General features: G+C 27.7%; 11 protein-coding genes and 3 tRNA genes. 9 read left to right on the forward strand and 5 right to left on the reverse strand.

Annotation, left to right across the window (positions count from 1 at the left end; translation table 4 throughout):
* Positions 1-22: 22 nt before the first annotated feature.
* Positions 23-973 (reverse strand): DMT family transporter, encoded by a 951-nt coding sequence (locus KQ878_RS01445; RefSeq protein ID WP_216505341.1) that lies wholly within the window; start codon positions 971-973, stop codon positions 23-25.
* Entirely contained in the window at positions 960-2,573 is a 1,614-nt protein-coding gene (locus KQ878_RS04355; protein ID WP_216505342.1) for a phosphotransferase, read from the reverse strand. Before KQ878_RS04355 ends, KQ878_RS01445 begins: the two co-directional genes overlap by 14 nt.
* Positions 2,574-2,750: 177 nt before the next feature.
* Between KQ878_RS04355 and KQ878_RS04360 the strand changes: the two genes are divergently transcribed.
* From KQ878_RS04360 to KQ878_RS01465, 3 genes are all read left to right on the forward strand, one after another.
* A complete protein-coding gene (locus KQ878_RS04360) occupies positions 2,751-3,746 on the forward strand; it encodes an ECF transporter S component (protein ID WP_216505343.1) in 996 nt (331 codons plus the stop codon).
* A 53-nt stretch (positions 3,747-3,799) separates the two neighbouring features.
* Positions 3,800-5,596, forward strand: a complete 1,797-nt coding sequence (locus tag KQ878_RS04365) for a S41 family peptidase (protein WP_216505344.1) — start codon at positions 3,800-3,802, stop codon at positions 5,594-5,596.
* A gap of 235 nt (positions 5,597-5,831) precedes the next feature.
* Positions 5,832-5,908: transfer RNA gene (locus KQ878_RS01465), tRNA-Arg, on the forward strand.
* A 70-nt stretch (positions 5,909-5,978) separates the two neighbouring features.
* Here the strand turns inward: KQ878_RS01465 and KQ878_RS01470 are convergent.
* From KQ878_RS01470 to KQ878_RS01480, 3 genes are all read right to left on the reverse strand, one after another.
* Entirely contained in the window at positions 5,979-6,689 is a 711-nt protein-coding gene (locus KQ878_RS01470; protein ID WP_216505345.1) for an MAG0110 family membrane protein, read from the reverse strand.
* Between the two features lie 50 nt (positions 6,690-6,739).
* Positions 6,740-6,814, reverse strand: a tRNA-Gln gene (locus KQ878_RS01475).
* Positions 6,815-6,817: 3 nt separating this feature from the next.
* Positions 6,818-6,901 (reverse strand) — tRNA-Tyr (locus KQ878_RS01480).
* A 370-nt stretch (positions 6,902-7,271) separates the two neighbouring features.
* Here KQ878_RS01480 and KQ878_RS01485 point away from each other — a divergent pair.
* From KQ878_RS01485 to KQ878_RS01510, 6 genes are all read left to right on the forward strand, one after another.
* The gene (locus tag KQ878_RS01485) at positions 7,272-8,243 is read left to right on the forward strand and encodes a ribose-phosphate pyrophosphokinase (protein ID WP_216505346.1); all 972 of its coding nucleotides are present in this window, start codon (positions 7,272-7,274) and stop codon (positions 8,241-8,243) included.
* Positions 8,243-8,887: a 16S rRNA (guanine(527)-N(7))-methyltransferase RsmG gene (gene rsmG, locus KQ878_RS01490; RefSeq protein WP_258451675.1), complete on the forward strand. Its 645-nt coding sequence runs from the start codon at positions 8,243-8,245 to the stop codon at positions 8,885-8,887. Before KQ878_RS01485 ends, rsmG begins: the two co-directional genes overlap by 1 nt.
* Positions 8,888-9,003: 116 nt before the next feature.
* Positions 9,004-9,342: an MG284/MPN403 family protein gene (locus KQ878_RS01495; RefSeq protein WP_216505347.1), complete on the forward strand. Its 339-nt coding sequence runs from the start codon at positions 9,004-9,006 to the stop codon at positions 9,340-9,342.
* A 37-nt stretch (positions 9,343-9,379) separates the two neighbouring features.
* Positions 9,380-10,687, forward strand: coding sequence for an MHO_1580 family protein (locus KQ878_RS01500; RefSeq protein ID WP_216567795.1), 1,308 nt, complete (start codon positions 9,380-9,382; stop codon positions 10,685-10,687).
* Complete coding sequence (locus KQ878_RS01505; protein WP_216505349.1) at positions 10,680-11,069, forward strand: MHO_1590 family protein; 390 nt, start codon at positions 10,680-10,682, stop codon at positions 11,067-11,069. Before KQ878_RS01500 ends, KQ878_RS01505 begins: the two co-directional genes overlap by 8 nt.
* A gap of 38 nt (positions 11,070-11,107) precedes the next feature.
* On the forward strand, positions 11,108-11,926 hold the full coding sequence (locus tag KQ878_RS01510; RefSeq protein WP_216567796.1) for an HAD-IIB family hydrolase: 819 nt from the start codon (positions 11,108-11,110) through the stop codon (positions 11,924-11,926).
* The last annotated feature ends 15 nt before the right edge of the window (positions 11,927-11,941 follow it).

The raw sequence follows: 11,941 nt of genomic DNA on the forward strand, positions 1-11,941 counted from the left end.
AATAAAAATAGGAAAAACTCTATTATTTAGTCTTAATTCATATTTTGTCAGGTACGAGTGTTCACAATAGAGAAACTAAAATTAATGCGGATAATAAATAGTTATATCAATGATAAGTTTGTCAACCTTTGAAAAATATTACTTCAAGAATAACAGCAAACGCTGAATAAGAAATATTTAACCCGACAGCTAGCGAAATACCTAATTTATTAATCGAAAAGTAATAACAAATAAAACTTATCGCTCCAAAAAAAGACGCGGCTATTATTACTCAAATATTTTTATAATTTAAAAGCTGTGTTACATTTTCTGAATACGAATTTGTTGCAGGTGCAATGATACAACCTAATACAATTGCTGAAACAATATGTCTTATCATAATAGAAACTTGTGGATCTATATCACGATCCATCGAAATTGAAGATAAAAACGCTTCCATTCCTCACCCAGCAACACACAATATCGCAAAAATGTATCCTTTAAATGAGTGAGTTTTTGTTTCAATCTGTAAAATTCCGAAAGTTAATACACAAAGAAACGCAATTACAATACCTACTAAACCATTTTTGCTTGTTTTTTGTTTTAAAAAAATGAAAGCTAATACACTAGCTAAAATTACGTAACATATTGAAATTGAACTTGTTTGGCCAACTCCAATTTCCTTAATTGCAAGTATATACATTGTCATTCCGAAAGGAGCGCCTATAGTGGAACTTAAAAGCAAAATCCAAAGATTTTTGTTTTTAAAAGCAGATTTTATTTCTTTACTTTTTTTCATAATTAAAACAATTATAAATGCCCACAATATTGCAAATAAGTCATGAATTAATGTAACTAAGATGCCTAATTCTCAACTGTCTGTTGGCACTAGTTTTGTAAAGAATAATAGGAAAATTCCATCAATTGCCCAAAACAGGCCTGATAATAATCCTATAATGTTAGACATTCAATTATGTTTTTTAATCAAATTCATTTTCCAAAATCTCCGTATATTCTTTTGCGTAGCCTAACATTGTTTCTTTATAATCCGAGAAAAATAAATTCTGTTCTTCTTTAAAAATCGATCACAAGTATCATAGATATCCCTGGATAGCAATATAAGAATAATACACTTTTTTGTCTTCTTTTTTAATTTTACCGCCCAAGTATATTTTTAATAATTTATCGCATTGCTTTCTTGAATAATATGAATATAGGCATCATGCCGACAAATCAAAATATTTATCACCAGTACCTGAATATTCCCAATCTATGATTCTTATGTCATTATCATTATTGATTAACACATTATCACAAATAAAATCTACATGTATTAAATGTCTATCTCTGTCTTTTATTTTGTCATAAATTTTAATTAATTTGTTCTCTAATTCTATTGTTTTAGTTAAAACTTGCTTATTCAAAATTAGTGATTTATAGTAAGTCATTCTTTCAATAACATCAAACTCGTAGTTTGCATTGTATTTATTTTCATGAAATATTTTAATGGCTTCCAGTGCTTTTGTTACTTCGCTTCAATTTTTAGGATTAACTGTGCGATGATTATCGTGAAATAATGCAATTTTAGCACCGTATGTTTCTAACCCTTTATCTTTATTGTGTTCGTAATGAATTAGTATTTCTCTATTAGGAAGGTTAGTAGTAGTTTTATAAGTATTAAATTCATTTTCGCGGTTTATTAATTTATCGGAACCCAAACCAGGAATTCTGTAGATGTATACTTTATCGTTGATTTCAAAAGTGAATGAATCATTAGTCATGCCAGCCTTGACGGGTTTCATATTTTTTATTTCGGTTAAGTTAATTCCAAAAACTTTTTTAATCAAATTAAAATGCGGATTATTTTTTATAGATTTAACTTCGGGATTAAATTCAATAAGCTCGTCTATAGTATCTATTTCTAGTAATTTCCCAGATAAATTATAGGTGTGTAAATCAATGTGATTTAGTGCTTTGGCTAGAGCGTCTTCTCAGTATAAATTAGAATTCTTTTTGTAATTTTCAACAAGCATTTGTTTTATTGTTCTTGATAAAATTATAAAATCGCTTGTTTTAAAATAACTTATTCCAGTAATAAATTCGGAATAATTTTCATCTTTTTTCCCAATTTTAAATAATTTTATTGTCTTATTATCTTTTCTTTTGACTATGTTTCATTCTTTATTTGGTGAATATGAATTAATCGTATTTACTCAAGAATAATTCGTGTTTTTATTAAAAACATTTTCATTAAGGTAGCAGTCACTAGGAGCAATATAGAAAGCGTCATATTTATTTAAATCTATGTTTTTAGTTGCTTCATATACACTGATAATTGAGTTTGTTTGGGAATACTTCGGGTTTAGAATTTCCGTCATATTATATTTGGATATCATAGGTTTAAATAAATTTTTTTTGTAACCGGTAACTATATAGATATCTATTGAATCATCATTCGGAATATACTCCAACATTTTGTCTAAAAAGTTTCTATCTTGTTTATCAATTTTTAATAATGCTTTAGGAGTAAGGAGTGTTAAAGGTGTTAAGCGTGAACCAAACCCCGCAGCGAGAATTATTAATGCTTTTTTCATAAAACCTCCGGTGGTAGTTGTATTAATTATAATATGTAATTAAATTAACGTCAATTTGTTGTGATTTGCAATTAAGAAATACTATATTATTTGGGATAATGTTCAGATTTTTTAGCTAACTTTCAAGTATTTACTCTATTAAATATTAAATTTAAAATTATTGACTATAATAAATCTATGATAAATGAGTACGGAAATGACCAAGATTTCAAATTATTCACAAAATGGTCAATAAGAAAAATAACTTTTATCGGTATTCTAATCGCGATATCGGTTGCATTTTTCTTAATCGTTTTTCAATTTATGCCTTTTATATCATTGCCGGCATATAAAATAAGCGTAATTGGGTTACCAATTAAAATAACTGGGTTAATTTTTGGGCCTATTATCGGTGCTTTTGTAGGTGTTGTTTCAGACTTAATTTCCTTTTTATTCGTACCAAGTTTGTTTAACCCTTTATTTATTCTTGCTGCAGCATTAGACGGAATAATTCCGGGTATTATAGGTTTTGTCTTCCTGAAATTGCTTAAATTTCTTTTTGGAGGTAGATTTCAAGATAGCTATTATGCCGACATGATGGAAACATTATTCAAAAGATTAGATAAGCTTTATTTAGATCCAATAGTTAATGCACAAAAAATCAAGAAAATAGAAAATAGAATTATCAATTTATATTACAAACGAAAAGAATTGGTTCAAAAAAACAATAAAAAAAGAGACTTGTTAAACATCAATATGGTTGTTGGTACAACGGTTTTGGCAATTATTATGTTACTAGTCACATGATTAATTGGATTTAAAATTGATGAACACACGATACAAGGCGGTATTATAACCAATCGTTGAGTTTTGCTTGGAATAATGTTGTCTGGTTATGTTGCTATGTTGGTATTTATCGTTATTGCTCGGTTTAAATTAAAATCTTCACTTTATTTAATCATAGTTCCAATTGTAGTGTTTTCTGCTCTGATAGAACTTGCTAATGTTCCAATATTATCTCTCGCAGAAAAAAAGAGTATTGAACAATCTGGTTCAGCCGGATCGATATTTGTTTATATGTTCCAACATATTATTCTTAGTCCCGTCAAAATTTGGGGTAATATGTTTATAATATTTTTCACTTATAAAATAGTTTCGCCACTTATTTATAAAAATCACGACATCACTTATTAAGTAGGCATTGAAGCCTATTTTTCAATAGCATTTGGTAATCTGGAAAGGTAATTATGAAAAAAAATAACTACTTAAAACAACTATTAATATCTACTGCTGCAATCGCTGGAACATCTGTAATTAGTGCTTCATGTACTAATTTAGGAATTTTATTAGGGATTAATAAAAATCTTTATATTACAAAGCAAATTCCTGATAATTTACTTAGAATTGATTATCTCAAATTTAAAAATATAAGTCATGAATATGGTATAGCCAAAAATAACTACGTTGATATTTACCGCGAAAACGGTAATGAAGACTTGTATGTCAATGTCAATCAAATGTTTTCTGCAATGAATGGTTTTTTTAATCTAAAGATGATAAAAAATATAGATTATAACAACCAAAGCGTCAAGTTTAATTTTTGAAATGGCGAGCAAATATTATTTGATGCAGATAAAAACAAGATTTTCTATACATCTAGCGATGCTTTCTCGTTTTTGTTTAGAACGCAAATGACAGATTATGGTAGATATATTCATAATGTTGATTACAAGGTCAAAAATTTTAACGATAGTAACTCAGTTCCTAGTTTTGAATTAAACAATTATAATTACAAACTTTACATTGAAGATAGTAATGTTTTTATACCTTTTAGCTTATTCAATTTAATGTTTTGTTCTTCAAATTATTATAATCTCTACTATAACGGTAATGAATTAATCGGTGCTGATTATGAACAAACAAGAGTGCCAAATAACTATATGAATAGTTTTTATGCGAAAAATTCTGTTATCAACACCCAAAACACAAGAATAAACAATTATAATTTCATGTCATTTTTATTTGATAATTACTATGGGTTGGCCAATGAATTGTTTAAGGTACAACAAGTTAAGAATTTTGATGAGTATGCCACTAAAATTGGTATCAAAAATGATTTATTAAGTACTGATAATAAAGATTATAACGAAGCTTATTTTAAACTTTGATATAGTGATTTAAATGAGTTACATTCTAGAATTATTTCTTATAGTTTTCAGGATAAAAAGTATAAGAATACTGACGGTAAGAACTATTCTCAAAAAAATATCAGTTATCATGAACGACTAAAACAATTAAATGCTTTGAGAGAAAAAAAATCAAAAAATTCAAGAGTAGTGCACTTTGAAAGTCCTAATACTGCAAGAATAATATTAGATTCTTTTGACGTTGGCACATCAAGTCAACTTAATTCTGAGGAAAAATGAAGATATGATTCTTATTGATTAATGGATGCTGCAATTAAAAAAATTAGGACAGATCAAAGAGGTAAAAATATTAAAAATATAATTTTGGACATATCCCTAAATGGTGGTGGTTCAGCAGCTGCGATGGAAAAAGTATTAGGCTTCTTAACAAACAATCCGATAAATTTATTAGTACAAGACAAACTAAGCAAAACTGTATCGCTCAATCAATTCAATATAGACACGAATCAGGATTCAATAGTTAATAAAAATGATTCATACTCTGAATATAAATGATATGTTTTGACTGGAATTAATACTTTTAGTGCTGCCAATTTATTCGCACATATTGTTAAGACTCAACATATAGCTACAGTAATTGGAAATAAGACTGGTGGTGGAATGTTTTCGGTTCTACCAACAGTATTGCCTGATGGCTCTAATGTGGATATTTCCAGCACAAGTGGTTTTAGTGGATATGATGGTAATTGAAACAATATCACTTTGACTAATTTACCAATAACCGAAAACGGTGTTGAACCAGATATTTATTTAACCTACGACGATTATTATTCACCTAATATTATTAACAGAATCGAAAACTATAAACCTGATAATACTCACATTAGTATAGATTAAATTTCTACAAAAATTTAGTCTGCTTTTAAAAAAACACGAAATATTATTATGGTTTTCTAATTTATTTTAAAAAGCAGTTCAAAACATTTATTTTTATCCAAAAACTTGTGTTAAGCAAGTTTTTGTTTTGTAATATTTTCAGCACACAAACTAAGTGAAAAAAGAGTTTTTTAACAGTAAAAAAATAATTATTTCTTTTGCTTTTATCTTAAAATGTTATAAAATTATTTCACGTGGTCGCGTAGCTCAGCAGGATAGAGCACAAGCCTTCTAAGCTTGTTGTCAGAGGTTCGAATCCTCTCGTGATCGCCATTTTTTTATTCATTTTTCAGTATCATTCGTTAAATTTAATAAAAAAAATAGCTTTTAGTGAGCTATATTTTTATTTTCCAAAAAAGTTTGAAAGATATATAAATGCATATATATAATCAAAGGCTAAACGATAACCAAAGTAAATAGACCATTTTATTAATTCTCCAACTGATTGTTGTTCAGGTGTTAGCTTTTTAAAATTGTTATTGAATTTAATAATGATTAATCAATCAATAGCCATGTAGCAAAGTGTTAGAAGGAAACCAACACCACTTATTATGGTAAATATTAATTGATGAGATGAAAATCATGAAACCAACATTAAAACAATTATTGTTATGAATAAGGTAATCATAATCGGAGTTATTTTATTTATTTTTAATACATTAAAATACGCTAATGCCCCGATTAATACCATTGAAGCTGCAGGAATGAAGAAAATTGCTGTCAGTTTAATTAATTCATGGTTGCTTACAAATTGATTTATTCCGTATCCTAATCCATAAAATCCCAAGAGGAACATTGATATTGAGGCTAATGGGCCCAAAATATAAGCTTTCATTTTATGGCCAAAAACTAAAATTATAATAATGAGTGCAAAATCAAGAAGAGTTCCAGCCAAAATAACTCACAATTGTAAGCTAATATCGAATATGTAATTATAAAGTATGCCACCAGCTAGTGCTACTATAATAAAAAAAGCTAGTGATAATATTGATCCCCCAATAATTTTATTGTTTCTAATAATATGGTTTTTTAAGTCATTAGTTTGTGTGTTCATAATTTAATCATATCACTAAAAGCAAAATAAAAAATCACCAATAGGTGATATGGTTGCCCCAGTTAGATTCGAACTAACGCATGTCGGTACCAAAAACCGATGCCTTACCGCTTGGCTATGGGGCAAAATGGTGGAGAGGGAGGGATTCGAACCCCCGAACCGTTAGGAAGTGGGTTACAGCCACCCGCGTTTGGCCGCTTCGCTACCTCTCCATATATTTGCTAAAATTAGCATTACTATTATAATATAAAAATTTTGATAAATATAATTTTTTTATTTTTTTATATTAGTTTAGATTTTCTTACAATTTTTGCTTAATGACTAACTCAATATATTTTATAATCGCATTCAATAAATTAAATAATTTTTGACCAAAATACACGTTTTAAAACTGATATGTTTTTTAAAAAATAAAAATTATTTATGTTGCTTAAAAATATATGCTCTACAATTTAAAACCTTTATAACTAACTAATTATTGGTAAAAAAATCCCTAAAATGACCATTAATAAATAAATTAAAACAAAAAAGCAAATATAAATGAGTATACCTTTATAATATAAGTAACAAGGTAGGAGTATTATGAAGAAAGAAAATATTATGTTATTTGGTATGCCAAATTGTATCCCTTTGACTGAAAAAATAGCCAAAATTTTAGGTTTGCATGTTTCACCTATAACAAAAACATTATTTGCTGATGGTGAAAGAATGATAGTCAGCGAAGAAACTGTACGTAGTAAAGATGTCTATGTAGTAGCATCAACATCTAGACCAGTTAATGATAACTTAATGGATTTACTTTTATTTATAGATTCGTTAAAAAGGGCTAGTGCCAACTCAATTACAATTGCGCTTAGCTATTATGGCTACGCGCGTCAAGACCGTAAAGCCAGCGGTCGTCAACCCATAGGTGCGAAACTCGTTGCCGATTTAATTCAAACCGCCGGTGCAACAAAAATCATTGCAGTTGATTTACACAACCCTGCTATCCAAGGTTTTTTTGATATCCCAATCGATGATTTAAGAGGAGCGTATCCAATTGCCAAAGCAGTTAAACAACTAAAAGAACCTTTTACGGTTGTTTCTCCAGATCACGGTGGAACAATTCGTGCTAGAAAACTTGCAGAACTAATAGCAGATACTGTAAAGATTAGTATTATTGATAAACGTAGAACTGGAACCAATCAAACTGAAGTTATGGGCTTAATTGGTGGAGTTGAAGGTGAGAATGTTGTTATTATTGACGATATTATTGACACAGGTGGCACTATATTAAAAGCGGTAGATACTTTAAAAGCACACGGAGCAAAAAAAATTATTGTTGCAGCCACACATGGTATATTTACTAAAGGTTTTGAAATATTTGAAAACAACCCCAATTTATCAAGAGTAATTATTACCGATTCAATTGATAATTCAGACATAGAAGGAAAATTTAGCAAATTACAAGTTATATCATTAGACGAATTTATCGCCGGTGTAATTGAAGCTTCAATAACTGGTAAATCAGTATCTGATTTGTATGATGAATTTGCTAATGTTATTAAAAAATAATGAATGAAAAATTAGAAAAATTCGCAGAATTAATATTTGAATATAACAAAACAAAAAATATTACAGGTTTTAAAACCATTAATGATATCAAGGTAAATGGTATTGCTGATTCAATTCAGGCAATGGATGTAGCCAAAGAACTCGGATTTCAATATAATTCGGCAAAAATTGTTGATATTGGTGCAGGTGCTGGCTTCCCTTCATTACCCCATCTACTTTTAAATTGTAATTATAAGTTAACAATTATTGAAGGAATGCAAAGTCGTTGTAACTTTTTAAAAGATGTTAAGGAAAAACTTGATATTACCGATCTAGAAATTATAAATAAAAGATGCGAAGACACAAAAGCACTATCTGGTTTGTTTGATTTAGTAACTGCAAGGGCAGTATCAAGTATTAAGAATATGTATATGTTAACAAATCATTTGTTGAAAATTGGTGGATTGTTATATCTATTAAAAGGAAGAAATTATCAAAGTGAAATTGATGAATTTTTGGCTAATTTTCCTGAAGAATCTCAAAATATTACTGTTAAAAAATATAAAAATAAATTAAAAGATGATTCATATATAGTTGTTATAACCAAGGTAAAAAATACTCCAAAAAATTGACCTTTATCTTGAAAACAAATAAAAGAATTTTAAACGAAAAGCACAGTTGTTGCTTTTTTTTAAACATTTTTAAAGTAATTTTAATAGTTTTTTCCGTTTTTTTTGTAACGAAAATAAATGTGGTTAATAAATCATGAAAGGAGAAAAAAATGATAGATTTAAGAAGCCAATATTTTAATAGTTTTTTGACTAATCAGCAACGTTACAACGCGGTGAAATCTTTAGCATTATTAGATAAAGCTAATAAGAAAGCACAGTTAAAAATGACACTAAATAACCGAGTGAAAAATACGGAAATAAATAATTATTCTAAATTTGATCAAACTATTGAGATGTTAAACAAAAACAGCAAATTAATTATTGAAAATGAATTTGTTATTAAAAATCAAGATAAGGAATGATACGATATGCATTTTTCAAGAACAACATATTATAAAAAAAGAAGAAAAGCAATAGAGGAGTTTTTATATTTTTACCTTAACGAATAATATACCAGTTCAAAATCAACCGGCACAAATTAATAGGTTGAAAATCGATCCTTATCGCTTTATTTGTAAAAAAATATCAAGTAATGATAAATCAGAAGGACTAAATAAATATGATTTAAATTTATATTCGTATTCAACAGCTATTAGAGCTAAAGGAAATGTTCTGTTGATAAGAGGACGGGTTGAAATTAAAAGATTTTTTAAAGATGATAGATTTTATATATCATTCATATTTGCAACACCTGATTATTCCAAATATTCTAATTTGTTTGAATACAGTTTTAAAAACTTATTAATCTCTATAAATAATAAGCCGTTGGATAATAAAAAATTGTCATTTAGAGAGACAATCTATAATTTAAAAGATGAAGATGCTAAAAAATTAGATTCACTATTTAACTATGATAAATCATCGTTTAAGGCGAAACCCAAAGACAATATAAAAATATGTAATGTAATAATATCATCAGATTTATTGGGATTAAAATTTTCCGAATTAAATTCAATTACTGTACAAAACACTGGTTTCAAAAAAGAAATATGGGATATTAAAAAACAAAAAAACAATGTCTCTGAATATTTTATGGATGCTAAAAACAATTTTGCTGGATTCGACCTTGCAGAAAAATATCAGTTTGATTTTGGAGAATTAGATGGAGATATTTTAGGAACAAAAACGCAATATTTACACACTGATTTAGAATTTTCTAATTTCGGAATTAAAAGAATAGTTAATTTTGCAAAGGAAAAAATTCAAAGCGATGAAAATACAGGATGAAAACAAAAAAATAAATCTGGTTATACGTTCAAAAATTTTGATGATTATCGATTAATAATGAATATGAATCAATCTTTGTCTACTCATGGAATTAGTGAGATAGATTCAGACATATGTAACCATATTACAAAAAAACAAATTTCATCAAAAATTTATGAGAGTATTTATTCAACAGGCACTCAAAGATCCGAATACACTTTTGGCAATCCAACAACTTTTGATTATAAATCGGGATTAATCGTCGATTCTAAATCGTTTTCAGATGTAGGGTTATTTATCCCATATAATTTCAAAGGACAGTTAAATACGATTTACAAATATATTTTTGATAATGGAGGTTTAGATAAAAAATCTGATTTAATTACAGTTAACATTAGCCAAAGACAGGAAGTGGTTAATCGCTTATTGGATGTGAATGATGGATTGATAAAACTTAAAATATCAAATTCTAAAACATTGTCAGGAGAACCTCAATATGAATTTGACAGCAAAGACATTGAAGAAATAATAAAACAAAATGACATAAATATAAGCATTTTCGAACAATACAAGGACTTAAATGATTAAAAAGAAGATTTGAATTCCTATTTTATGTGTTGCTGCAGCAGTTAGTGTTATAACTCCTATTTTTGTTTTATCAGCAAAGAAAAGTCGTTCTGTAACAGAAGAAAAAGCAAAATCGCCATTATTAAATAAAACAGAAGTGTTTCCTGATTTAGATAAAAGCGTTGTTTACCAATTTATACGTTATGAAAAAGAAAATGTAAAATTTGATTTGTCGGTTATACCGGTTGTATTCAAAAATGTTATGAGTAATATTCAAGTTAATCCTGATCGAACAAAGTTTGGTTATGAGATAATCACGGATTCTTTAATAAAATTAAATTTTAAGGTATATTCAGGCAATGAAATTTATACTAAATGTTATACATTAAAAGCAGATATGTAAATTCTTAAAAATACTGCTTGTTTATATATAATTTCTATATGTTAAACAAAAAACCAAAACTTATTTTTATAGATTTAGACGGTACAAGTTTAGATTACAAACGAAAATTATTAAGCACCGAAAATATTGATACTATAAATTCACTTTCAAAGAAAGGCATTAAAACTGTTGTTTCTACAGGTAGGGGTATAAATAAAAAAACAATAACTATACTAGAACAGCTTGATTCAACAGATAATTTTATAGCATGAAATGGTGCGAAAGTAATTTTCGACGGTGAAGAAATATTTTCAGCATCAATAAATAGAGAGATACTTTTTGAACTTAAGAAGTTGATAATAAAATATAACATGAGCGTTGTTGTTAACTCGAATTTCAGAAAGTTAACTTATACAAACAATTATTTACTTAAGTTGATTGTAAAATTAAAAAAAGGTGTTTCTAACAAACTTAACGAATTTAATATTGATATGACTATATTTAAGTTGATTATTTGATCGCCGAAAAAGAAAAATATGAATAATTTTTATAATGATATTCAAAACAAATTTAAAACTAAACTTAATATCGTAGAAGCTAGAAATTACAACAAATTCATTGAAGTCACAGACATCGGTGCTTCAAAAGGTAAGGCTGAATTATTATTTGCACAAAAATATGGTGTTGATATTGATTTGTGTGTTCATATTGGTGACACAATGAATGACGCCTCAGCAGCCGAATATTTTAAAAATGTTATTGCTATGAAAAATGCAACAAAAGATTTCAAAAAGATTGCATCTCAAGTTTCACCTTTTTCATATAAAAGAGGTGGCCTAGCAAAAACCCTTAAACATTTCATAATAAATGCAAAATAAAAATTCAGAAAACTG

The sequence above is a fragment of the Mycoplasma zalophidermidis genome, from assembly GCF_018913985.1.
Taxonomy (GTDB): Bacteria; Bacillota_I; Bacilli_A; order Mycoplasmatales; family Metamycoplasmataceae; genus Mycoplasmopsis; species Mycoplasmopsis zalophidermidis.